At 72.1% G+C, this 22,112-nt stretch carries 21 protein-coding genes and 1 pseudogene; 9 read left to right on the top strand and 13 right to left on the bottom strand.

All coding sequences use genetic code 11. From position 1 onward, the window contains the following. Position 1 precedes the first annotated feature (1 nt). The 3 genes from ACQEVU_RS17685 to ACQEVU_RS17675 form a co-directional block, all read right to left on the bottom strand. Complete coding sequence (locus ACQEVU_RS17685; protein WP_433324749.1) at positions 2–2,224, bottom strand: glycoside hydrolase family 97 catalytic domain-containing protein; 2,223 nt, start codon at positions 2,222–2,224, stop codon at positions 2–4. Further along, entirely contained in the window at positions 2,221–4,599 is a 2,379-nt protein-coding gene (locus ACQEVU_RS17680; protein WP_433324747.1) for a ricin-type beta-trefoil lectin domain protein, read from the bottom strand. Before ACQEVU_RS17680 ends, ACQEVU_RS17685 begins: the two co-directional genes overlap by 4 nt. A 320-nt stretch (positions 4,600–4,919) precedes the next feature. Then, positions 4,920–5,693, bottom strand: a complete 774-nt coding sequence (locus ACQEVU_RS17675) for a DeoR/GlpR family DNA-binding transcription regulator (protein ID WP_433324745.1) — start codon at positions 5,691–5,693, stop codon at positions 4,920–4,922. A gap of 380 nt (positions 5,694–6,073) precedes the next feature. Here ACQEVU_RS17675 and ACQEVU_RS17670 point away from each other — a divergent pair, with 380 nt between their 5' ends. From ACQEVU_RS17670 to ACQEVU_RS17660, 3 genes are read left to right on the top strand one after another with little or no spacing between them, the layout of a single operon-like run. Next, complete coding sequence (locus ACQEVU_RS17670; protein WP_433324743.1) at positions 6,074–7,369, top strand: ABC transporter substrate-binding protein; 1,296 nt, start codon at positions 6,074–6,076, stop codon at positions 7,367–7,369. Continuing rightward, positions 7,369–8,376, top strand: a complete 1,008-nt coding sequence (locus tag ACQEVU_RS17665) for a carbohydrate ABC transporter permease (RefSeq protein ID WP_433324741.1) — start codon at positions 7,369–7,371, stop codon at positions 8,374–8,376. The genes ACQEVU_RS17670 and ACQEVU_RS17665 overlap by 1 nt, the downstream gene beginning before the upstream one ends. Next, positions 8,373–9,200 (top strand): carbohydrate ABC transporter permease, encoded by an 828-nt coding sequence (locus ACQEVU_RS17660; protein WP_433324739.1) that lies wholly within the window; start codon positions 8,373–8,375, stop codon positions 9,198–9,200. The genes ACQEVU_RS17665 and ACQEVU_RS17660 overlap by 4 nt, the downstream gene beginning before the upstream one ends. 307 nt (positions 9,201–9,507) lie before the next feature. Here ACQEVU_RS17660 and ACQEVU_RS17655 read toward each other — a convergent pair whose 3' ends face one another. Further along, the gene (locus ACQEVU_RS17655) at positions 9,508–10,236 is read right to left on the bottom strand and encodes a GntR family transcriptional regulator (RefSeq protein ID WP_433324737.1); all 729 of its coding nucleotides are present in this window, start codon (positions 10,234–10,236) and stop codon (positions 9,508–9,510) included. A gap of 97 nt (positions 10,237–10,333) precedes the next feature. On the opposite strand from ACQEVU_RS17655, the gene ACQEVU_RS17650 reads away from it, so the two are divergent. Together ACQEVU_RS17650 and ACQEVU_RS17645 are read left to right on the top strand one after the other, a co-directional pair. Then, positions 10,334–10,810, top strand: coding sequence for a hypothetical protein (locus ACQEVU_RS17650; protein WP_433324735.1), 477 nt, complete (start codon positions 10,334–10,336; stop codon positions 10,808–10,810). 555 nt (positions 10,811–11,365) lie between these two features. Next, positions 11,366–12,682 carry a cellulase family glycosylhydrolase gene (locus tag ACQEVU_RS17645; protein ID WP_433324733.1) on the top strand — a complete coding sequence of 439 codons (1,317 nt, stop codon included), beginning with the start codon at positions 11,366–11,368 and terminating at the stop codon, positions 12,680–12,682. 1 nt (position 12,683) lies between these two features. Here ACQEVU_RS17645 and ACQEVU_RS17640 read toward each other — a convergent pair whose 3' ends face one another. From ACQEVU_RS17640 to ACQEVU_RS17630, 3 genes and pseudogenes are all read right to left on the bottom strand, one after another. Next, on the bottom strand, positions 12,684–12,938 hold the full coding sequence (locus tag ACQEVU_RS17640) for a LuxR C-terminal-related transcriptional regulator (RefSeq protein ID WP_433324731.1): 255 nt from the start codon (positions 12,936–12,938) through the stop codon (positions 12,684–12,686). Next, positions 12,863–14,983: a hypothetical protein gene (locus ACQEVU_RS17635; protein ID WP_433324729.1), complete on the bottom strand. Its 2,121-nt coding sequence runs from the start codon at positions 14,981–14,983 to the stop codon at positions 12,863–12,865. Before ACQEVU_RS17635 ends, ACQEVU_RS17640 begins: the two co-directional genes overlap by 76 nt. 38 nt (positions 14,984–15,021) lie before the next feature. Continuing rightward, positions 15,022–15,150 (bottom strand): annotated as a pseudogene (locus ACQEVU_RS17630) (hypothetical protein); the annotation flags it as partial. A gap of 104 nt (positions 15,151–15,254) precedes the next feature. Here ACQEVU_RS17630 and ACQEVU_RS17625 point away from each other — a divergent pair. Beyond that, complete coding sequence (locus ACQEVU_RS17625; protein ID WP_433334970.1) at positions 15,255–15,503, top strand: hypothetical protein; 249 nt, start codon at positions 15,255–15,257, stop codon at positions 15,501–15,503. A 34-nt stretch (positions 15,504–15,537) separates the two neighbouring features. Here ACQEVU_RS17625 and ACQEVU_RS17620 read toward each other — a convergent pair whose 3' ends face one another. Then, complete coding sequence (locus ACQEVU_RS17620; protein WP_433324727.1) at positions 15,538–16,089, bottom strand: hypothetical protein; 552 nt, start codon at positions 16,087–16,089, stop codon at positions 15,538–15,540. 36 nt (positions 16,090–16,125) lie between these two features. On the opposite strand from ACQEVU_RS17620, the gene ACQEVU_RS17615 reads away from it, so the two are divergent. Together ACQEVU_RS17615 and ACQEVU_RS17610 are read left to right on the top strand one after the other, a co-directional pair. Beyond that, positions 16,126–16,701: a TetR/AcrR family transcriptional regulator gene (locus tag ACQEVU_RS17615; RefSeq protein WP_433324725.1), complete on the top strand. Its 576-nt coding sequence runs from the start codon at positions 16,126–16,128 to the stop codon at positions 16,699–16,701. Between the two features lie 28 nt (positions 16,702–16,729). Next, positions 16,730–17,017 (top strand): DUF1996 domain-containing protein, encoded by a 288-nt coding sequence (locus ACQEVU_RS17610; protein WP_433324723.1) that lies wholly within the window; start codon positions 16,730–16,732, stop codon positions 17,015–17,017. 99 nt (positions 17,018–17,116) lie between these two features. Here ACQEVU_RS17610 and ACQEVU_RS17605 read toward each other — a convergent pair whose 3' ends face one another. From ACQEVU_RS17605 to ACQEVU_RS17595, 3 genes are all read right to left on the bottom strand, one after another. Further along, positions 17,117–17,749 carry a rhomboid family intramembrane serine protease gene (locus tag ACQEVU_RS17605; RefSeq protein WP_433324721.1) on the bottom strand — a complete coding sequence of 211 codons (633 nt, stop codon included), beginning with the start codon at positions 17,747–17,749 and terminating at the stop codon, positions 17,117–17,119. A gap of 124 nt (positions 17,750–17,873) precedes the next feature. Further along, complete coding sequence (locus ACQEVU_RS17600) at positions 17,874–18,491, bottom strand: NAD(P)-dependent oxidoreductase (RefSeq protein WP_433324719.1); 618 nt, start codon at positions 18,489–18,491, stop codon at positions 17,874–17,876. After that, positions 18,491–19,294, bottom strand: coding sequence for an inositol monophosphatase family protein (locus ACQEVU_RS17595; protein ID WP_433324717.1), 804 nt, complete (start codon positions 19,292–19,294; stop codon positions 18,491–18,493). Before ACQEVU_RS17595 ends, ACQEVU_RS17600 begins: the two co-directional genes overlap by 1 nt. Positions 19,295–19,365: 71 nt before the next feature. Between ACQEVU_RS17595 and ACQEVU_RS17590 the strand changes: the two genes are divergently transcribed. Then, on the top strand, positions 19,366–20,256 hold the full coding sequence (locus tag ACQEVU_RS17590; protein WP_433324715.1) for a LysR family transcriptional regulator: 891 nt from the start codon (positions 19,366–19,368) through the stop codon (positions 20,254–20,256). A gap of 214 nt (positions 20,257–20,470) precedes the next feature. Here ACQEVU_RS17590 and ACQEVU_RS17585 read toward each other — a convergent pair whose 3' ends face one another. After that, the gene (locus tag ACQEVU_RS17585) at positions 20,471–21,649 is read right to left on the bottom strand and encodes an MFS transporter (protein ID WP_433324713.1); all 1,179 of its coding nucleotides are present in this window, start codon (positions 21,647–21,649) and stop codon (positions 20,471–20,473) included. Between the two features lie 54 nt (positions 21,650–21,703). Beyond that, on the bottom strand, positions 21,704–22,072 hold the full coding sequence (locus ACQEVU_RS17580) for a hypothetical protein (RefSeq protein ID WP_433324711.1): 369 nt from the start codon (positions 22,070–22,072) through the stop codon (positions 21,704–21,706). Positions 22,073–22,112 lie beyond the last annotated feature (40 nt).

The following is a 22,112-nucleotide window of genomic DNA, read 5'->3' as shown; positions in this document are numbered from 1 at the left end:
ACTACGTCCGGGTCCACTTCTGGTTGTCGCCGCCGTTGCACGACCAGATCTCCAGCACCGTGCCGTTCGCGGTGCCGTTGTCGTACGCGTCGAGGCACTTGCCCGAGCCCACCCCGACGACGGTCCCGTCGGCGTTGACGTTCCACTGCTGGTTCGTCCCGCCGTTGCAGTCCCAGATCTGGACCTTCGCGCCGTTGTCGGTGCTCGCGCCGTTGACGTCCAGGCACTTCGTCCCGCCGTACACCATCAGCTGCTTCGAAGCGGTCGGCGTGAAGATCTGGTTGGGCCCGCCGTTGCAATCCCACAGCGCCAGCTGCGTGCCGTTGGTCTGCGACAGCGCGGGCACGTCCACGCAGCGGCCCGACTGGCGTCCCTTCAGGGCGAAGGGCACGTCTCTGGTACCGCATGAGCTCATCCCGGCCGCATACGGGCACACGACGGTGGCGAACCCGCCGCGCGTGGCCACCGGCACGCTGAGGGTGTCGGCGCTCGTCGCGACCCGCGTCTCGCGCAGCAGGCCGGACGAGCCGTCGCGGACCGTCTCGACGAACCACTGCCCGCCGCCGAGGAACGACAGCGGCGCGGTGAACGTCTTGGCCGCCAGGGCCGAGATGCCGCCGATGAACCAGCGGCCGCCGGCCCGCCGGGCGAGGTACCCCTCCTGCCCCGGCCGGCCGCCGAGCAGCCGCGTCTCGTCCCACGCGGTCGGCAGCTGGTCGAGGATCCGCACCGCCTCCGGCCGGGCCTCGTAGCTGGCCGGGTTGTCGGCCAGGTGCTGCCAGCCGGACTCGAAGACGATCGCCGTGGCCAGCTCGTGGCCGTCCGTGGTGTCCCGGTTGGCCAGGCTGAACACGACCGGCGTGAAGTCCATGCCGGCGATGGCGTTGCGGGTGAACGGCAGGATGGTGTTGAAGTCGGCCCGCAGGTACTGCTCCGCCCCGAACACCGCCTCGGCCGACATCACGTGCGGCCAGGTGCGCTGCAGGCCCCGCGGCGTGGCGGTGCCGTGGAAGTTCACCATGAGCTGCAGCTCGGCGGTGCGGGCCAGGATGGCGTCGTACCACTGCAGCGTCGGCTGCGTGTCCTCGTAGATGAAGTCGACCTTGACCCCGGCCACGCCCCAGCTCTTGATCAGCGGCAGCCAGTTCTCGCGCTGCTGGGCGGTCTTCAGGTCGGCGGAGTTGAACCAGAGGATGACCTGCACGCCCTTGGACCGGGCGTACGACACGACGGACGGCGCCCAGCTGGAGGACCAGCCCTCGTCGATGAGGACGTAGCCCCAGCCGTTGCGGGCGGCGAAGTCGACGTACTGCCGCTGCCGGTTCTCGTCCGACGGGCTGGAGTGCTCGGTCAGCCACGACCAGGCGACCGTGCCCGGCTTGACCCAGGACGTGTCGGCCACTTTGGACGGTGGCGCGAGGTCGTCGACGATCGTCGAGCCCGTCACGGTCGCCAGGTCGCCGACGGCCGCGGTGCGCCACGGCGTGCTCAGCGGCAGCGTCGTGGTGATGCCGCTCGCCAGCGCCAGGGTGTACGTCCCGGAGCCCGCCGCGTGCGTCAGGTACGAGGCGGCGTAGCGCCCGTCGAGGTTGGTCTCGGCGACGAGCGCGAAGCGGCCGCCGACCTCGAACAGCCCCGGGATCCGGTAGTTGTTGCCGGTCGGCGCCCCGCCGGCGGTGGTCTGGAACCAGCGGCCCTGGTCCTCGGCCTGCGGCGGGACCAGCCACGCGGTGGACGCGGCGGGCACCGTCCACGACGACGCCTCCCGGCTCACCGTCACCGACCCGCTGCCCGGCAGCACGTACCGGTAGGCGGCGCCGGTGTTCGACGCCCGCACCACCACGTCGAGGCGGGCGCCGCCGCTGCCGGTGAAGGACAGCGTGCTCTCGTTGTAGGTGGTGCTGCGGGCTCGCTGCTTGCCGGTCGTCATGGAGTACGCCTCGGTGACGCTGCGGTCGGTCCGCCCGGTGAACGTCAGGTTCCGGGTCAGGTCGGCCGCCGTCGTGACGATGCCGATCGGGGACGGCGACAGCACCGTCTGGCCCCCGCTGGACACCGCGAACGTCAGCGCGCCGTTGTCGAGGCTGACCTGGGCGGCCGTCGGCGAGCCGGTCGACGGGCCGCTGACCGTCCACGTGGTGGCCGCGGAGGCGGTGCCCGGGACGGCGAGCACCGCGGCGGCCGGCAGCAGCAGCGCCGCCGCCGCCAGTCTGAGCATGCTCATGACCGCGCCCACTTCTGGTTGTCCCCGCCGTTGCAGGTCCAGATCTCCAGCAGCGTGCCGTTGGCCGTGCCGTGCCCGGTCGCGTCGAGGCATTTGCCGGAGCCGACGCCGACCACGGTGCCGTCCGCGTTCACGTTCCACTGCTGGTTCGCGCCGCCGTTGCAGTCCCAGATCTGCACCTTCGCCCCGTCGGCGGTGCCGCCGGCGTCGACGTCGAGGCACTTGGTGCCGTACACCTGCAGCTGCTTGGAAGCGGTCAGCGTGAACGTCTGGTTGGCGCCGCCGTTGCAGTCCCACAGCGCCAGCTGGGTGCCGTTGGTCTGCGACAGCGCGGGCACGTCGGCGCAGCGGCCCGACTCGGCGCCGCGCAGGACGCTCAGCACCGGGCCGGAATTGGCGGTGACGGTGAGGTTGTCGAACTGGTCGGTCTGGTAGCCCACGACGCCGACGCCGGCCTGGCCGCTGCCGTAGGTGAAGTCGTTCGCCGTACCGACGTTCGTGCCGTCGACGGTCGCGGTGATCTGGCCGCCGGAGAAGCCGAGCTTCAGCGTGTGCCAGGTGTTGAGGCCGAGCGCGGCCCGGGTGCCGGAGGCCAGGGTCGTGTCGGTGTTGGTGTTGGAGTGCCGCACGATCGACCACGCGCCGGTGTCGGCCACGCGCAGCTGGTAGGCGGCCTGGCGGTTCTGCGGCCGGCTCTGCGTGTTGGCCCGCCCGAGCAGCGTGACCGTCCCGGCCTGCTGCAGGTTCACGTCGACGCTGACGGTGTAGTTGTTCCAGGCCGGGTCGCCGATGAGGGTGTACGCGTCGCTGTCGTCCTGCCAGTTGATCGGCCGCTGCGGCGCGACCTGCTGCAGGCAGGTGCCGGACCGGCCGGCGGCGCAGGCGCGGGTCTCGAACGAGCCCTGCATGTCCTCGGTGTAGCGGGGCTGCTTGCGCACGGCGTAGCCGTCGAAGTTGTCGGAGTACGGCAGCGCGAGGGCGTGCGCCGCGGGGCTCGCCGCCGTGCCCTTGGCCTGCCCGCTCGTGGTGGTGAGCGTGTAGATCCGGTTGGGCTGCAGGGTCAGGCTGTAGGCGCCGCCGGACGGGGCGATGTCGGGTGCGCGCACGAACCAGTCGTTCGGGTTGGACGAGCCCATGTCGGTCGCCCAGACGTGCACGGTGCCGGTGCTGAGCCCGCCGGACACGGTGACGTTCACGGTCTGCGCGGCGGTGGTGCCGCTGGTCTCGTACACCGTGGTGTAGTCGGTGTTGTTGGTGGACTTCAGCGACACGTAGCTGCCGTTGGCGCGGTTGCCGCCGAGGTAGCCGCTGGCGGAGCTGTTGAGGTACTTCCAGCCCGGCTGCGTGAACTGCGCGTAGTGCGCGTTGGCCCACAGGTTCCGGCCGACCCGGTACGCGCCGGACCACGGCGAGCCGGCGTCCATGAGCCCGACGGTGGCGTACGGCAGGTTCGGGGTGATCGCGGCGATGAGCGGCCAGTTCATGTAGCCGGAGATCTCCGCGTCGAGGTAGCCGCGGTTGACCGTGCGGATGAACGGCACGACGCCGGTCATGTCGTCCTGGGACCCGAACTCCGAGGCCCAGAGCTGTTTGCCGCTGGATCGGGCGTTGGAGGTGGTACTGCACGAGTCGGCCTGCGACAGATACCCGCACACGTAGTGGTTGCCGAGGACCCCGACGGCGTTCTTCAGCGCCGGATCGGCCGCGAACTCGTCGGCCATACCCCAGCCGCTGTCGTCGCCGACGATCTGCACAGACCCGAAGCCGGCGTTGTTCAGGCCGGTCCGCAGGTTCTTGTACCAGGTGCTGTCGTGGCCGCGCTCGTTCCAGCCGCCGAGGTAGTTCACGGTGATCCCGTGGCCCTTGGCGCAGTTCAGCCACGCGACGTCGTAGTCGATCATGTCCTGCGACCAGAAGTTGCCGCCGCCGATCCAGCCCGGCGCGGCCCACGGCAGGGCGACGATGCGGATGTTGGGATTGCGGGCCAGGGCCTGCTCGCCGAGCCAGAACTCGTAGCCGACGTTGCAGTTGACGTCCCCGCGGACGTGCTCGTGGCTGGGCTCGGAGCCGTCGGTGGAGTTGGCGTCGCCGCCGATCTCGAGCTTGAGCAGCTGCACCGCGGCGCCGTAGTTGGGCTTGAACAGGTAGTCGAGAATCTGGCTGCGCTGCGGCTCGGGGTAGTCGACGAGCAGGCGGGAGTTGCCACCCCCGCCGCTGATCGCGCCGACGCCGTCGAACGTGCGCCCGACGATGCCCCCGTTGACGTTGATCGTGGTGGTGGCCGCTCCCGCGGGCTCGGCGGTGAGCCCGATGAGGGTCGTGGCCAGCAGGCTGGTCGCCGCGAGGGCGACGAGGCCGCGACGTGCATGGTGCATGGAGACCCCTTCACTGTCTGGCGGAACAGGTTCGAGGAGCGGACGCACGCGCACTCGGGCGACCTCGGCAACGGCGCACGGCCGAGGCGACGCCAGGCGCGCGCGTTTGTCGGCATGCGGTCATGATCGAAAATGTGTGATAACGAGCGCCGTTGCCACGCGAGCCTGATGGGCGTGTCGGGTTCTGTCAAGACCTGACATTCCACGCGTCGCCCGGACGCGGGCCGGGGCTCGCCGAGCGGTCGCGCGGGCCGGGCGAGCGGGCCAGGCGAGCGGGCCGGGCGAGCGGGCCGGGCGAGCGGTTCCCGCGGCCGGGCCGGTCAGTGCGCGATGACGAGGCGGGCACCGGCGTCGCGGACCGCCCGGCGGGCCGGCTCGGCCAGCAGGGAGTCGACGACGAGCAGCGTGGTGCCGTCCAGCGTGGCCACCCGGTGCCCCGCGGCGCGGCCCCAGGCGGAGTGCTCGGCGAGGAACACGACCCGCTCGGCGCTCATGACGATCGCCCGGTTCAGCTCGGCCGCGCCACCGTCGAGATTGGACAGTCCGTGGGCCCGGTCGACGCCGTCGGCCTCGACGAAGCCGACGTCCACGCGCACCGAGCGCAGGTTCCGCGCGGCCAGGGCGCCGTGCACGTTGCGGTCATGGTCGAGCACGCCGCCGGTGAGCACGAGCGCCTGGCCCTCGCCCGCGTACTGCCGGAATCCCTCGGCCACGGCCAGCGAGTACGTGATCGCGCAGACGCCGGCCGTGCGCGCCGCCCGATGGGCCACGAGCAGCGAGATCGGGCCGCCGGACAGGGCGATGCGGCTGCCCTCGGCGATGAAGGCGCTCGCCTCGAGCGCCACCGCGGCGCGGCTCGCGCGCTGCAGCGAGGCCAGCGCCCGGACCATCCGGACCGCCCGCACCCGCCCCGCCGCGCTCGGCGCCGTCACCCGCACCGCGCCGCCGCGCACCCGCTGCACCAGCCCGCTGTCGTGCAGGTCCTTGATGTCGCGGGCCACCGTGCCGCTGGAGACGCCGAACGCCTCGGCCAGCCGGCCGGTCTCGGCGGCGCCGTCGCGCTCGATGATCGAGTAGATGGCCAGGCGCCGCACGGAGGCTAGCATCGCCGGCCCCGCCGGTCGCCCGGCGTGCAACCTGTGACCACCATGCGTTGGAATCCTGCGGCCAGGTGTTGTCTAATGTCAATATCTGATTGAACGACCGGTCCCGATCCGCCGAATACCCAACGCCTTTCAACGTTGCAACATGCTCGATGGCCACACTCGCGTGGGCGCCGCCGGCCCGCGAGCGACCGTCGGCATGGCGTAGCGCCAGCTCAAGACGCCATTTTTGACCTTGGCGGGCCACACCTCGGCAACAACCGCAACCGCTTCGTGATATTGCCGGGGATTGACAATCTTGAGAATCGGCGCTTTCGTTGCGTTGAGTTTCGTTGGGAGATGTTGGTTTTTCGTTCTCCTCGGAGGTATCGATGACACATCCGCTCAGCCGCCGCTCCGCGCTCAAAGGCCTGTTCGGGGCCGCCGCCGCGGGCGCCCTGCTCGCCGCGTGCGGTGACGACAGCTCGGGCCAGCCCGCGACCGGCGGGGACAACGGCACGGGGCCGGTGACCTTCGGCTCCAACTACTCCGACGCCGCGCCGAAGGCCGCCTTCGCCGCGCTGATGCAGCAGGCGACCGGCAGCACGAGCGTCCAGGTCTCGGTGAACACGACCGACCACAACACGTTCCAGAACAACATCAGCAACTACCTGCAGGGCACCCCGGACTCCCTGGCGACCTGGTTCGCCGGCTACCGGCTGCAGTTCTTCGCCGCGCAGGGCCTGCTCACGCCGATCGACGACGTCTGGGAGAAGATCGGCGGCACGTTCAACGACGCCGCGAAGAACCTCAGCAAGGGCCTCGACGGCCACTACTACCTGGTCCCGCTGTACAACTACCCGTGGGTCGTCTTCTACAACAAGAGCGTCTTCAAGGCCAAGGGCTACGAGGTCCCCACGACGTGGGACGCGTTCGTCGCGCTGTCGAAGAAGATGCAGACCGACGGCCTCGTGCCGCTGGCGTTCGCCGACAAGGACGGCTGGCCGGCGCTGGGCACGTTCGACATCCTCAACCTGCGGATCAACGGGTACGAGTACCACATCAAGCTCATGAAGCACGAGGTGCCGTGGACCGATCCCGGCGTGAAGGCGGTCTTCGACCAGTGGCGTGAGCTGGCGCCGTACCAGCAGAAGGGCGCCAACGGCCGCACCTGGCAGGACGCCGCCAAGGCGCTGGAGAACAAGCAGGCCGGCATGATGTTCCAGGGCTCCAACCAGGTCGCCGCCAACTACGACGCCGCCAACCTGCCCGACCTCGACTTCTTCGTCTTCCCCGCCATCAACCCCAGCTACGGCACCGACTACATGGACGCCCCGACCGACGGCTTCATCCTGCCCAAGAAGGGCAAGAACAGCGCGTCGGCGAAGAAGATCCTGCAGTACATCGGGACCGCCGACGCCGAGTCGAAGTTCCTCGAGACCGACCACTGGGACGTCGGCCTCGCCAACGGGCTGGTCGCCCCGACGTACAACGACATCCAGAAGAAGTCCGTGGCCGAGATCGCCAAGTGCAAGAACGTCTCGCAGTTCATGGACCGCGACACCGTGCCCGACATGGCCAGCACGATGATCAAGCTCATCCAGCAGTTCATCGACTCCCCGACCCCGGACACCATCGCCACCATCCAGAAGAACGCCGAAGACCAGGCCAAGACGATCTTCAGCTGATGACTCTGACGACACCCCGCAAGCCCGCCCCGGCGCCGGTGCGCACGCCCCGGCGCCGGAAGCGCAGCCACGCCCTCACCCGCCGCGACATCGCCGTCGCGGCGGCGATGCTGGGCGTGCCGATCCTGCTCGACGCCGCGTTCGTCTGGTTCCCCGCCCTGGCGTCGGTGCTGCTGTCGTTCACCAAGTGGACCGGCGTCGGGTCGGTGCGGCTGCGGCCCTGCTCGGATTTCCCGTCCGCGCCCGGCATCCCGCAGCCGGGCTGCCTCGTCGGGACGAAGAACTACGAGCAGGCGTTCACCAACTACCCCGACTTCTGGCCCGCGGTACAACACAATGCGATCTGGCTGGGCGTGTTCATCGTGCTCGCCACGCCGCTGGGCATGCTCTTCGCCGTCCTGCTCGACCGCGGCATCCGGGGCAGCCGGCTGTACCAGAGCGTGCTGTTCCTGCCCGTGATGCTGTCGCTGGCGCTCATCGGCATCGTCTGGGAGCTCATCTACTCGCCGAACTTCGGGCTCATCAACACGCTGATCGGCCACAACCACAACGACAACCTCATCGACTGGCTCGGCGATCCCAGCCTCAACCTGTGGGCGCTGCTGGTCGAGGCGAGCTGGCGGCAGGCGCCGTACGTCATGGTGCTGTACCTCGCGGGCCTCAAGGCCGTCGACCCGGCGCTGCGCGAGGCCGCGGTCGTCGACGGGGCCAACGCGTGGCAGACGTTCTGGCGGGTCGTGTTCCCGGCGATGCGCCCGATCAACATCGTCGTGCTCGTCGTCACCGTCATCGAGTCGCTGCGCGCGTTCGACCTCGTCTACATCACCAGCAACGGCAACCCCCTGCGCGGCCTGGAGCTGCTGTCCGTCGCGGTGACCCAGAACATCGTCGGCGAGACCCAGCGCATCGGCTTCGGCTCGACCCTCGGCGTCGTGCTGCTCGTCATCTCCCTCATCCCGATCTCCCTGTTCCTGTGGCAGGCCTTCCGACGGGAGGAACAGCGATGAGAGGCCGGGCCGCCCGCATCGCCTCCACCACCTTCATGATCATCATGACGGCGCTGTGGGTGACCCCGATCCTGTTCGCGCTGTACGTGGCGCTGCGCCCGATCGCCGAGACCAACCGCGACGGCTACGTGTCGCTGCCGCACCGGCTGACGCTGCAGAACTTTGCCGACGCGTGGACCCAGTCGGACATGTGGCGCTTCTTCCTGAACTCGGTGTACGTCACGGTGCCCGCCGTCGTCGTCACGCTCCTGCTGGCCTCGATGGTGGCGTACGTGGTCTCCCGCGTCGGCTTCCGGTTCAACATCGCGCTGCTGATCCTGTTCACCGCCGGCAACCTGCTGCCGCCGCAGGTCATCATCACGCCGCTGTACCGCATCTATCTGGCGCTGGGCCTCTACAACTCCTACGCCGGCCTCATCGTCATCAACATCTCCTTCCAGCTCGGCTTCTGCGTCTTCGTGCTCAGCAACTTCATGAAGACGCTGCCGACCGAGATGGACGAGGCCGCACTGCTGGACGGCGCCTCGCTGTGGACGCGGTACTGGCGGCTCACCATGCCGCTGTGCCGCCCCGCGCTGGCGGCGCTCGCCACGCTGCTGACCACCTGGATCTACAACGACTTCTTCTGGGCGATCACGCTGATCTCCACCGGCGACCGCCGGCCCATCACCTCCGCCCTGGCCAACCTGCAGGGCCAGTTCGTGGCCAACCAGAACCTGATCGCCGCGGCCGCACTCATCGCGGCGACCCCGACCCTGGTCGTCTACGTCCTGCTGCAGAAGCAGTTCATCGCCGGCCTGTCCCTCGGCTCGTCCAAGGGCTGACCGGCGGCTCGGCGGTGCCGGATCGGCCGCCGTGGTGCCTGACGCCGCCGGGCGGGCCGTCACACGGCCCGTCCGGGCGGAATCCGTCAGGTTGGGCGCGAATCTGCCGATCGAGGGGCAGACACCCGTGAGGTGGTGGTCAGCCGGTCGATCAGTTCAGCATCCGTCATGTCCACCTCCTGGGGCGCAGCTCTGCTCGACGTTCCGCACCTGCCGCGGATCGCTGCCGCAGCGGCAGCAGACGAAGTCGCCGTCCTTGACCATGTTCAGTTGCGCGCCGGCCTGGCTTGATCTTTGACCGGCCAAACTAGTGGGCCCGCCGTGCGCGGCGGCGGGCGCCCACGGTGTCGCCGGGGGCCGGGTCGCGCAGTGCCATCAGGGCGATCTGCTCGTTGTGGGCGAGGTGCTGGTGCACGGCGGCCGCCACGACGTCGGGGTCGCGCTGCCGGAACGCGTCGAGGAGCTCCTGGTGGGCCCGCTCGCGCCGCCAGTGCTCATCCGGGTCGAGGTCGAGGCGTCCGAAGCCGATGCGGATGTAGCGCTCGGCAGCCCGCCACAGCGTCAGCAGGATCCGCACGTCCCAGCTGGTCGCGGCGGGGGCCAGCAGGGCCAGGTGGAACTCGTGGTGCGCCTCGTAGATCTCGTGGATCGTGCGCCGCTCGTCGCCGAAGTCGGCGACGACGTCCTGCAGGCGGTCCAGGTCGGCCGCCGACAGCAGCCGGCAGGAGCGCTGGGCGATCTCCGGCTCCAGGCGGCGGCGCAGCCGGTAGATGCTCTGCAGCTCCTCGAGGTCCAGCGGGGCCACGACGGCGCTGCGGCCGGGGCGCATGTGCACCAGGCCCTGGCTCTCCAGGCTGCGCAGCGCCTCGCGGACCGGGATGATGCTGACCTGGAGCTGCTCGGCGATCTGGCGCAGCGAGAACTCACGCCCGGGTGCGAGGTCGCCGGCCAGGATCGAGCGCCGCAGCTCGGCCATGACCTGCTCGGCGACGGACCGGGACTCGATCGGGCGGACCACCGCAGCGGAACGCTCCAATGTCGCCTCCATCCGCGTGACGGGCGGCATCAACTATAACGGCGCCCGCCTCTGGAAACCGCCATCGAGACCGCTGCTATATGTGATAACAGGTCCCATGACGATGACCGCGGCGGAGGCCGAAATGCAGTGCGCAACCGTCGTCGACGGCAACGGCGACACGCTCCTGCCGGGGCTCATCGACACCCACGTGCACGCCAATGAGGAAGCTCACCTGCGGGCCTACGCCGCGGCCGGCGTGACGACCGCACTCGACATGACGGCGCCGCACTTCGAGGCGGCCATGGCGCTCACGGGCCGCCCGGCCCGCCGAGCCTGCTCAGCGCCGGCCGGCGAGCGGCCCCGGCTCGATGTTCGTCACCACGATGGGGTTTCCGGCCTCGACCGCGGTCGCCGGGCCGGGCGACCGCGGCACGGTTCGTCGCCGACCAGGTCGCCGACGGGCGCGCCCGGCTGCGTCCGCGACGCCGAGTGCCCCGACGAGATCGGCGTCACCACGCGCTTCAACGACCTCATGTGCGGCTGGTCGCCTCACGGCGGTACGCGACCGCCTACCGGGAAACGGCACGAATGAGCGCGGTCATGATCGAGACGAATCCCTTGATGATGGCGATCGTCAGGCTAAAAATGCCCGAAATAAGGGAGATGACGATTCCCATGTCGACCTTCAAAACCCCTCGGCGTCTGCAACGACAGGAACGTAAGGCATCGTGCCGGTACGCGTTCGGACGGTCACCATCCGAACGCACGGACACAGCGCGGCACAGGGACGACATCGCAGACCGAAGAGGTCGCCACCGCATCACTCGGGCGATGCGTTCCGGGAACCGGCACGGCGACGATGCGGGCGAGGCCGTTTGCTGGCTGAGGCGTACGGGAACGGCGCGACCGGACGCAGAGGCTACCCCCGGCACCGGTCGGAACTATCGCGACCCACCGGCTGGCCACCGACAGAGCTGTGGCCGGACACCGTCATCGCGAGCCACAGCCGAGCAACGACGAGGTGCGCGTGACCTACGCACACCGATCACTCTCGTGGGTCGGCGCCGCGGCCTTGGCCGGCAACCAGCGCGGCGGTTCACCCCCGCCGGGGTCATAGGGGCGGCCGGTACGGGTAGCCGAGTGAGGCGTGAGGCTCGTGCTGGTGGTTGCGTGCCTGTCGATCGGATTCAGCGGGCTGGTCGCCGCGCGCATACCGGTCGAGGTGCGCGGACAGGAGACGCCGCGGACCGGTATCCACGTACGCGGCGGTCGGCTCGTGGAGGCCAACGGCAGCGACCTCGTGCTGCGCGGCGTCAATCACGACGTCATGTGGTACCCCGACAAGCATGACGCGTTCGCCGCGATCAAGGCCGCCGGAGCGAACGCGGTACGGGTACCGCTCGGCTTCGGGCACCAGTTCCGGGAGGCCACGCCGGACGAGGTGGCGGACGTGGTCGCGGTCTGCCGGCAGAACCGCCTGATCTGCATCCTCGACGCGCAGGACACCGCCGGATTCGGTGAGGAGAAGAAGGCCGCCACGATCGACCAGGCGGTCCAGTTCTGGCTGGGGATGCGCCGCGTGCTGGAGGGCCACGAAGACCACATCATCATCAACATTGCCGCCGAGCCGTTCGGCAACGGCACCACGTGGCCCTGGGTGGAGCAGACCTCCAATGCGATCCGCGAGCTGCGCGCGGCCGGCTTCAGGCACGCGCTGATGGTCGACGCGCCCGGCTGGGGCCAGGACGAGTCGTTCATCATGCGGGACAACGCCGAGAAGGTTGCCGCCGCCGACCCCGCCGGCGACACCGTCTTCGACATTCACATGTACGGCAGGTTCGGCACCGCCGCCAAGGTCGGCAGTTATCTGGGCTCGTTCGTCGCGCGCCGCCTGCCGATCGTCATCGGTGAGTTTGCCCTCGAGCACGAGTTCGGCGACCCGGACGCGGACGCGATCATGGCCGATGCGCAGCGGTACGACCTGGGCTACTTCGGCTGGTCGTGGAGCGGCAATGACAGCAAGAACAGGAATCTGGACCTGGTCAGCAACTTCGACGCCAACGACCGCACGGCGTGGGGCAGGCGGTTCATCAACGGTCCCAACGGTCTGACGACGAATACCCGAGAAGCCACCATCTTCCGCAACGTGATGCAGCCGGTGTCATTCACGCTCGACCACAAGAGCCGGGCACCGCAGCAGCTGTCCGTGACCGATGTGACCTCAAGCAGCGTCCGCCTGACGTGGCAACGCCGGCCGGGTAGATTCGGCGGCACGGCGTACCAGGTGGTGGCCGTCAACGGCGCGACCGAGACCCCCGTCGTCTCGACCTACGGCCCCGACGTGACGCTGACCGGGCTCGACGGCTCGACGGAGTACACCTACGCCGTCTACGCCCGGGACCTGCTCGGCAAGCGCTCGCCACGCTCGACGTCGGTCGCCGCGATCACTCCACCAGCGCGTTGAGCTATGCCGGCCGGGTGAGGAACCACCGGATCAGTTCGGCTCGCGAGGTGTGCCCGGTCTTGGCCAGGATTCTCCGGACGTGAGCTTCCACGGTGCGTTCGGAGAGCACCAGGCGGCGGGCCACCTCCCGGTTCGACAGGGCCTGCGCCACCAGCTCGACGACCTCGCGCTCGCGCCGGCTCAGCGGGTCCTCGGCCCGGGTTCTGGCGGCGGCGTCGGCGAGGAATGCGTCCGCGGTACGCAGCAGCCCCGGCATGTCCAGGCGCCGCGCTTCGGCGGCGGCGCTGCGGGCCATCTCGACGGCCCGCCGCGGCCGGCCGGTGGCCGCGAGCGCCCGAGCCAGCCCCATCCGGCCCCGAGCCACGTACGGCCGGGCGCCGATCTGTGCGTCCACCCGAAGGCCGGCCTCGAAGTGCGCGACGGCGGCCTCGGCATCGCCGGAGCCGAGCTCAAGCTCGGCGAGGGTGCGGTCGACGGAGCCGGCGAAGGCCACGGTTCCGCCGCCGAAGACGGGCGAGTGCCCGAACCGTGTGGCGACGAGATGCCGAATCGTTGCGCATTCGTCTGGGTCGCCGAAGATCGGGGCGAGTTCGACGAGCGGGTGCAGGGTCGCAACGGCCAGGGCGCTTTTCGCGTCCGTGACCAGGTGCACCAGTGGCTCGTAGAGCGCGTGCGCCTCGTCGTGCCGGCCGAGCCCCACAGCTTGGCCAGCGGGCGTCGTGACTGCTCGGCCAGTTCGATCGCCCGCCGGCCGAGCTCGACCACCTCCTCGGTGTAGCCCGGCTGCCACACGAGGTCGGCGCGCGCCCGGATCGCATCCAGTTCCGCGTCCGGATCGCCACTGGCCGCCGCGTCGGCGAGCGCCCGGCGCGACCACCGCGTCGCGCCGTCGACGTCACCGGCCTCGAGGAGCGAGCACGCCAGCTGGGCCTGCACCCTTGCCCGCAGATCCGGCGCCGACTCCTCGCCCAGCATGGCCAGGGCACGGCGGCAGGTTCGCTCGATCTGACCGTTGACCTCGGGATTGCCGATGCCCTGCACGACGAGCGCGGCCCGGGCGACGACCTGCGCGCGGCCGGTGCGCTCACCCTCGCCGGCGGCCTGTTCGCTGGTGCGCACGCTCGGCCGGATCCGGCCGGCGAGGTACTGCATCCGGGCCAGGTCCAGCAGCAGCTCGGCGCGGTCGATCGAGCCTGCCTCCTCCCCGTGCGCGTCGGCCGGGCCCCGGTCGATCGCGGTCAGGGCAAGCTCGAGGTACGACACGGCCTCTTCGTAGGCGGCCGCGGCTCGCGCGGCGTCTGCCGCCCGTACCGCCCACCCGACGGCCCTCGCCGGTTCGCCGGCCCGGTACCAGTGGTGGGCCACCGCACCGGCCCGCTCGTCGCGGGCGACGGCGAGCGGTTCGAGCAGCTCCGCGGCTCGCCGGTGCAGTGCGGCCCGGCGCACGGGCGGGAGCGAGGCGTACACCGCCTCCCGGACCAGCGCGTGGGCGAAACGGATCCGGCCGCTTGCCGATGACAGCGGTGCCAGGAGACCGGCGGGTACCGCCGGGTGCAAGCGTTCGACCGCCGCGCCGGCCGGGCCGGCCTCGATGAGCCGGGCGAGCACCTCAGGCTCGGCTTCCGGGCCGAGCACGCTCAGCGCCTCGACAGCCTGGCCGGCCGCAGACCCGGCCGCGCGCATGGCGGCGGCGATCAGGTGCCGCAGCTCAGGAGCCTCACCGACCTCCTCGTCCCAGGCCGCCCGGCCGCGGAGCTGGTCGGCCGCCGTCCTGCTCAGCGTCCGCAGGTAGAGCGGGCTGCCACCGGACAGCCGGGCGGCATGGCGTACCGCATCCGGGTCGGCGCGCTCGACGGCGGCGGTCAGCAGCTCGGCCGCCTCGCCGAGGGTGAGCGGACCGAGGCTCCTCACGTCGGTCGCGTTGCGCACGAGCGCACCCGGCAGCGAACCGCCGGCTCCCTCCCGGACGGTGGCGAGGACGAGAAGCGGCAGCCGCCGGACCTCGGTGGTGACCCGCTCCAGCAGCCGCAGCGTGGCCTGGTCGGCCCACTGCAGGTCCTCGACAACGACGACGAGACCGGACATGGTCGCGGCGTGCTCGGCGAGGGCGTCCACCACGGTGGTGTCCCCGGCGAACGTCGCGGCCGCAGCCTCCTCGGCGGAGCCGTACGCCCGCGGCGAGGTGCCCGCGGCGGAGCCGTACGCCCGCGGCGAGGTGCCCGCGGCGAGGTGCCCGCGGCGACGCCGGCCAGCGCCTCGCCCGGCGCCGGCATCCCGCGCAGCGCCCTGGTCCAGGGCCACAGCGCCGGCATCCCGGCGTCGTCGACGGCCGCGCCCCAGCCGGCCGGTACCCCGTCCGCGGTCGCGACGACCTCCTCGATCAGCCGGGTCTTGCCGATGCCGGCGGGCCCACCCACGAGGATGAGGTGACCAGAGCCGGCGCGGGCGTCCGCGAGCCGGCGCCGCAGGAGAGCGAGCTCCTCACGCCGCCCGCGGGTCCCGGGAGGTCGTCACATGCGCAGTATCACTCCGTGGCCGGGGGTGTAGTACCCCATGAGGTACCACTGTCGGCCTGATGCACGCCGCACAGCACCGCGGCGCGGAGGTCTGGGTCAGCGAGGCCCGGCTCCTCGAAGCCGTCAACGGCCGGGCCCGGGCGCTCGCCCGCCGGGTACGCCTCGCGCCGTCCCGCCCGGCCGGCGACCACCGGTGGGCCGTCGCTGACCGCTGGTTCACCGACACCGGATCGGAGCATGTCTGGGTGGACGGCGCGTACCTGTTCGGCGTGGCCCTGGCGCTGGCGGCGGCCTTCACGATCTGACGGCCGTCCCTCCTGCGGCGGCTCGCGCGTCGGCTCACTGGGTGACGGGCTCCAGCGCGGCCGCGGGATCGTCGGCGTAGAAGCGGACCGTGTCGATGCGGTGCCGCCCGGCCCGCCCCAGGCCGAGCTCGGCCGGCGGCTCGATGCGGACCGCGAGGTTGGTCTGGCCGAGGACCGAGAACGACAGGGTGCCGCCGTCGACCTCGACGGTCCGCCGGTGGCTGCCCCGCGGGGCGGTGCCGGCCGGGACCAGCCGCCGGGCGGGCACGTCGAGCTCGGTGAACGCGGCGAAACGAAGGCGCAGGCCGTCGGGGCCGATGGTGTGCGGCCGGGTGTACACCGAGCAGGCCACCCCGACCGCCCACAGCAGCCCGTAGGCGCCCAGCACGGCCAGCACCCACCGCACGACGGCCCAGGGCACCAGCAGCTCGACCGCCGCGATCTCGACGGCCGACAGCGCCACGACACCGATCAGCAAGGGCCGGAGCTGGCCACCGTACGCCACCGCGCGCTCGTCCGCCCCGACCTCCCGGCGCCGGCGCAGGGCCCGCCCGATGGCGGCGAAGATCCTCAGCTCGCGTCGCATGCGGTCCCCTTTCCAATACGAGTGTATTGTAACAGCGTGCCGAAGTCGGTGGACCACCAGCAGCGCCGCGCGCGCATCGCCGGCGCGCTCCTGCGGGTCGCGGCCGAGCGTGGCCTGGAGGCGGTGAGCGTCCGGCACGTGGCCGAGGAGGCCGGGGTGTCGGCCGGGATGGTCCAGCACTACTTCTCCAACCGCGAGGAGATGATGGCGTTCGCGCTCTCCGTCGTGCAGGAGCATCACCGGGCCCGCCTCACCGCGGCGGTCGCCGCGCTCGACTCCCCCGCACCGCGCGCGCTGCTGCGCGCGTTCGGCGCCGCGGTGCTGCCCCTGGACGAGGAGCGGGTCGTGGACGGCAAGGTGGGGCTGGCGTTCCTGGCGTACACCGCGGTGCGCCCCGCCGCCGCGGACTCCGTGCGGGCCGGCACCGCCCGGATGGTGGCGTTCGTCGCCGAGCAGATCGGCGCCGCGCAACCGGATCCGCACAGCGCGGCGGTCGGGTTCCTCGCCTTCGTCGAGGGCCTGTCGCTGCACGTCCTCGGCGGCCATCACACGCCCGCCGCGGCCCTGGCGGCGCTCGACACCCACCTCGATCTGATCTTCGGCCCTTGCTAGGGAGAGCACCCCCCCGGCGGACCGTCGTATGAGCACGGACGGCGTACACCTGGACAGCCCGGACCACAAGTCGCACGTCACGACCAACACCGTCAACGGCCAGTGCGCCGGCGCGTTCCCGGTGGCGATCCCGAACATCTCGTTCGTCATCGACTACCCGACCCACGGCAGTGCGGCCGGCTACACCCTCGCGTCCGGCATGGCCTCCTCGATCCACGGCGACGTCTTCCTCGCCTGGGACAACGCGGCCATGGGGCAGTGGACGAAGGACTGCATCGTGCAGAAGGCCAAGTGCAACACGGCCGGCACCTTCTGACGAAACATGTTCTGACGAAATCGCTCTGAGGGGGCGTGGCCGCCGTCGGGGCACCGCGGCCACGCTCCGTCGTCACCGCGGCGGCGGCGAGCGTGGCGATCAGCGCGACGGCGCCGGGTATTGGTGATTCCGCCGGCGGTGCCAGGCGAGCGCCGCGCCGCCCGCGGCGCCGATGACGGCCGCACCGCCGTGGATGTCGCCGAGGACGAGCAGCACGACCGCGACGGCGAGGGCGGCGACGGCCGGCACGCGGGCGCGGCGCTCGGCGTCGAGCACGAGCGCGGCCGCGGCGAGCGAGGCGGCCAGGCCGAAGTCGACCAGCGAGGTACCGGCGCCGAGCGGCTGCACGACGAGGCCCCAGAGGTCGCCGAGGACCTGCACCACGAGCGCGAGGGCGAGCCAGCGGGCCGGGCCCCAGAGCCGCTCGGCGAGCGTGCCGATGACGGCCAGGGTGAGCAGGTTGAAGATCGTGCCGGTCCAGCCGCTGTCCTGCACCACGAACGAGGTGACCAGGCGCCACAGCTCGCCGTGGGCGATCGCCGACCGGTCGCGGCGCAGGGCCTCGAACAGCGCGGGCGCGACGGTCAGCTGCAGCAGCGAGAACACCGCGACGACCACGAACGCGCTCGCGGTGACGATCGGCCGGCGGCGCTCCAGGTCGCGCAGGTTGGCCCCGGCCACGCCCGCCGTCACGAGCAGTGCGATGTAGAGGACGGACAGCAGCGCAGCCACGCGCGGTAGGCCCCCCTTAAGTATGGAGACCGGCATCCACGGGGGAAGATGCCGGTCTCGTTGAGCAGATTAATTCTTCGGGCCGCTTTCCGCCACCCCTGAGGGCGTCGACGTTGGGTAACGGTCAGCGTTCCAGCGCCACCAGCGTCTGACCCCGGTGGCCGAGCGGGTCCTCGGCCTCGTCGAGCATCGCCGCGGCCACGGTCGCGCGGGCGATCCGGGCCGGGAAGAGCCGGCGCGGGACGTCCGCGGGGGCGACGCGGCGGCGGGTCGGCGCGGCCGGGCCGTCGGCCATCGGGCCGACGTGCAGGGCGGTGCCGCCCGCGGCCAGCACGGCGGCGTCGGCGGCGAGCTTGTCGGGCAGCTCGCGGCGCATGAACGCGCGCAGCAACAGGCGGGTCGCGGCGCCGGCGGCCGCGGCGGACCGGCCGGTGCCGAGCGCGCCGAGCCACACGATGCGGCCCGGCGCGGCCGCCGCGGCCGCGCCGGCGCCGGCGGCGAGGACACCGGGCGCCTCGCCGGAGGCGACGCCGAGGCCGGACAGGATCACCTCGGCGCCGGCGAGCGCGCGGGCGATGGCGGCGGGGTCGCGCACGTCGGCGGCGACCGGCCGCAGCCCGGCGAGCTCCGGCAGGCGGGACGGGTCGCGGGCCACGGCGCGGACGGTGTGGCCGCGGTCGAGGGCCTGGCGCACGATGAGGCGGCCCGTCGCGCCGGTGGCGCCGAGCACGGTGATCTCCATCAGTGCCCGGCCGGGGTCGGCACGGCGGCCAGCGCGGACCGGGCCGCGTCGCGCAGGGCCGGGGTCGTGACGAGCAGGTCGGCGGCGCCCGGGCGCCACGGGGCGCCGGTCAGGTCGACCGCGACGCCGCCGGCCTCCGTGGCGAGCAGGACGCCCGCGGCCACCCCGGTGAGCGCGGGCGCGTACTGCCAGAAGACGTCAGATCGGCCCGCGGCCACCGACAGCAGCGGGAACGTGGTCGGGATCGTGGTGCGCACGAGCAGCGCCGTCGACATGAGCGCGCCGATGGCCGTGCCGATGCGCGACCTCAGCGGCGCCGGCTCGTCGCCGACCTGGCTGGTCTCCACGACGGCCAGCGCCAGGTCCGGCTTGCGCGAGACGTGCAGCGGCTCGCCGCCGAGGTAGGCGCCCTCGCCCCGGGCCGCGGTGTGGGTGCGGTCCGCGACGGGCTCGTGGAAGACCGCGAGGACCGGGGCGCCGTCGCGGACCAGGGCGATGCTGACGCCCCACTCCGGGCGGCCGTGCAGGAGGTTGACGGCGCCCTCGACCTCGTCGACCGCCCACCATTCGCCGTCGGGCAGCGCGATGCGCTCCTCGGCGTCGCCGACCCAGCGGGCCGCGGGACGCAGACGATTGAGGGTCTCACGCAAGCCGTCGAGGCCCTCCAAAGCGGCCGTCTGCAGTTCGTGGGCCGAGCGCTCGATGCCGGCGCGGGACGCCGGGCGGGCGTCGGCCGAATACAGCGGCAGCAGGCGGGCGCCGGCCTCCCGGGCCGCCCGCACGACTTCGGTCAGCAGATCCATGCCTCAAGTCAAGGCCGCCGTTGACATAACCGCCAGTGCATCCTTGGTACCCCACGATTTACCCTGACGCAATGGACCTCAATCTGCTGCAGGCGCTCGACGCGCTGCTCGAGGAGGGCAGCGTCCTCGGCGCGGCCGAGCGGATGCGGGTGACGCCGCCCGCGATGAGCCGGACGCTGGGGCGCATCCGGCGGGCCACCGGGGACGCGATCCTCGTGCGGACCGGCCGCACGATGACCGCGACGCCCTACGCGCTGCGGGTGCGGGCCGACGTACACCGCCTCGTGCAGGAGGCGCAGGCGCTGCTCGCCCCCGACCGGGACGTCGACCCGGCGACCCTGGAGCGCACGTTCACCCTGCGGCTGCACGACGCGGTCACGGCGGCGATCGGGCCGGGGCTTCTGGCGGCGGTACGGCACCGGGCCCCCCTCGTGCGCCTGCGCTTCCTCGCCGAGGCGGAGGGCGACACCAGCGACCTGCGGCACGGGCGGGTCGACGCCGAGATCGGGGCAAGCGAGCCGGAGCTGCCGGAGATCCACGGCGAGGTCCTCGGCCACGACACCCTCGCGGTCGCGGTACCGGCGTCGTGGCGGCTGGAGCGGATGACGGTCCCGCGCTACGCCGCCGCCGATCACGTCATCATGTCGCGGCGCGGGCGGCTGCGCGATCCGATCGACGAGCGGCTGGGGCGGAGCGGGCTCTCCCGCCGTACCGTTGCCTCGGCTCCCACCGCCGACGCGGCGCTGGCACTGGCCGCGGCGGTCGACGCGGTCGTGACGCTGGCCGCCCGGATCGCCGAACCGGCGGCCGCCCGGCACGGGATGCGGCTGCTGAGCCTGCCGGTCAAGGCGGACCCGGCGCCGGTGATCCTGCGGTGGCACCAGCGGTTCGACACCGACCGCGGCCACGCCTGGCTGCGGTCGCTGCTGCGCGAGCAGGTCAGCGCAGCGCTGCACCGGTAGCGGACGCCGGCTCCGACGCCGGCGCGGCGACCGGCCGGCCCGCCACCGCGAGCAGGTCAGCGCAGCGCTGCACCGGAAGCGGACGCCGGCTCCGACGCCGGCGCGGCGACCGGCCGGCCCGCCACCGCGAGCAGGTCAGCGCAGCGCTGCACCGGAAGCGGACGCCGGCTCCGACGCCGGCGCGGCGACCGGCCGGCCCGCCACCGCGAGCAGGTCAGCGCAGCGCTGCACCGGAAGCGGACGCCGGCTCCGACGCCGGCGCGGCGACCGGCCGGCCCGCCACCGCGAGCAGGACGCAGCCGGCGGCGGCGAGCGCGGCGCAGAACAGCTGGGCGGGCCGGTAGCCGAGCACCTGTGCGGTCGCGCCGGCCAGCACGCCCGACACCAGCGACCCGAACGTCAGCGTGTTGGCGTAGATCGCGGTGGCCCGGCCGGGGCTGCGCGGCGCGAGATCCTGGACGTAGGTGATGCCGAGCGCGCCGACGGTGGCCAGGGCGATCCCGCGCACGACCTGCGTGGCGATCAGCAGCGGCATGGTCGCCGAGGCCGCGACCGCCACGAAGTAAAGGGCGAACATCGCCATGCCGGCCACGAGGATCCTGCGGCGGCGGGCCGCGGGAAACAGCATGGTGGCCAGCGCGGCCGGGATCTCCACCAGGGCGCAGACGCTGAACAGCAGCCCGACACTGGCGTCGGGCCGGCCCAGCGTGCCGGTGACGTACAGGGGCAGCACCACCGAGCCGGACAGCATCGCGGTGTGGAAGCACGTGAAGCCGGCGGCCGCCAGCAGCATCGGCCGGCCGAGGCGGCCCCCGGCCGGGCCCGCCTCCCGCTCGTCGCGCGCCTTCGGTGTGCGCCCGAGCAGCACCAGCGGCACGCCCACGGCCAGGAACGCGACCGCGGTGGCGGCCAGCAGCCGGCCGTAGCCGCCGGCGGCCAGCAGTGCCGCGCCGGCCATCGGCCCGACGGCCCAGGCCAGCGACCACACCGAGCGCAGCGCGGGCGTCCCCCGCCGGGTCAATGCCTCGCCGGCCCGGGTCAGATGCACCCGGGCCAGCGCGAACAGCTGCGCGAACGCGGCCGTGCCGGCGCCCAGCAGCCCGACGGCGACGAGCAGCAGCACCGGATACGACGTGGTGGTGCTCAGGATCGCGTACCCGGCGGCCGGCCCCGCGACGGCGAGCAGGGCCGGCCAGCGGCTCGCGGAACGGTCGAACCGTCGGCCGAGCCACGTGCTCACCGCGAGGCCGCTGGCCGAGATGAGCGACATGAACAGGCCCACCTGCAACGGCGACAGGCGGGCCGGACCGGCTCCGAAGAGCACCAGGTAGGAGCCGATCATGGACTCGGCGATGCCCAGCATCAGGACGCCGACCAGGAGCCAGACGAACATCGATCCCCGCATAGGTGGTCGCTTCCCCACCATGCGGGAACCGCAAACGATCGGTCAGTACTTGATGGTCACCGTCGCCGTGCCGAGGACGACCGGGAGCTTCGACATGTCGACCCGCAGGACCTCGAGGTACGGCGTCTTGCTCACCGGCGTGATACCGGCCTGCGACAGCAGCAGCTCGGCCTTCGCGGTGGGGGCGTCGCCGACGTACGCGTCGATCGACTTCGGGCCGGACGCGGTGGACACCGTGTAGCCCAGCGGGTTCACGCCGTCGCCGTTGACGTCGGTGGCGCCGCTCAGGTCGATCTCGTAGAGGTTCTTGAACGTCGCCGCGCCGGCCGCGCCCTGGTTGCCGTCGCGCTCGTCGACCAGGAACTTGCCGACGAGGGTCCGCCCGTCGGGCGTGACCGTGAGGCCCTCCATGCAACCAATCGGCGACGAGCGAACGGCAGTAGTCGGCGAG

The organism is Dactylosporangium sp. CA-139066 (assembly GCF_050936175.1).
Classification (GTDB): Bacteria; Actinomycetota; Actinomycetes; order Mycobacteriales; family Micromonosporaceae; genus Dactylosporangium.
This window is presented reverse-complemented; position numbering and strand designations above follow the sequence as displayed.

Excerpts from the sequence above, each read along its gene's own strand:
- ACQEVU_RS17610 (WP_433324723.1), top strand. The coding sequence starts at position 16,730 with ATGAGCACGGACGGCGTACACCTGGACAGCCCGGACCACAAGTCGCAC.
- ACQEVU_RS17585 (WP_433324713.1), bottom strand. The coding sequence starts at position 21,649 with ATGTTCGTCTGGCTCCTGGTCGGCGTCCTGATGCTGGGCATCGCCGAG.
- ACQEVU_RS17640 (WP_433324731.1), bottom strand. The coding sequence starts at position 12,938 with ATGCCGGGGCTGCTGCGTACCGCGGACGCATTCCTCGCCGACGCCGCC.
- ACQEVU_RS17600 (WP_433324719.1), bottom strand. The coding sequence starts at position 18,491 with ATGGAGATCACCGTGCTCGGCGCCACCGGCGCGACGGGCCGCCTCATC.
- ACQEVU_RS17680 (WP_433324747.1), bottom strand. The coding sequence starts at position 4,599 with ATGCACCATGCACGTCGCGGCCTCGTCGCCCTCGCGGCGACCAGCCTG.
- ACQEVU_RS17670 (WP_433324743.1), top strand. The coding sequence starts at position 6,074 with ATGACACATCCGCTCAGCCGCCGCTCCGCGCTCAAAGGCCTGTTCGGG.
- ACQEVU_RS17665 (WP_433324741.1), top strand. The coding sequence starts at position 7,369 with ATGACTCTGACGACACCCCGCAAGCCCGCCCCGGCGCCGGTGCGCACG.
- ACQEVU_RS17590 (WP_433324715.1), top strand. The coding sequence starts at position 19,366 with ATGGACCTCAATCTGCTGCAGGCGCTCGACGCGCTGCTCGAGGAGGGC.
- ACQEVU_RS17685 (WP_433324749.1), bottom strand. The coding sequence starts at position 2,224 with ATGAGCATGCTCAGACTGGCGGCGGCGGCGCTGCTGCTGCCGGCCGCC.
- ACQEVU_RS17595 (WP_433324717.1), bottom strand. The coding sequence starts at position 19,294 with ATGGATCTGCTGACCGAAGTCGTGCGGGCGGCCCGGGAGGCCGGCGCC.
- ACQEVU_RS17620 (WP_433324727.1), bottom strand. The coding sequence starts at position 16,089 with ATGCGACGCGAGCTGAGGATCTTCGCCGCCATCGGGCGGGCCCTGCGC.
- ACQEVU_RS17650 (WP_433324735.1), top strand. The coding sequence starts at position 10,334 with ATGACGATGACCGCGGCGGAGGCCGAAATGCAGTGCGCAACCGTCGTC.
- ACQEVU_RS17660 (WP_433324739.1), top strand. The coding sequence starts at position 8,373 with ATGAGAGGCCGGGCCGCCCGCATCGCCTCCACCACCTTCATGATCATC.
- ACQEVU_RS17580 (WP_433324711.1), bottom strand. The coding sequence starts at position 22,072 with ATGGAGGGCCTCACGGTCACGCCCGACGGGCGGACCCTCGTCGGCAAG.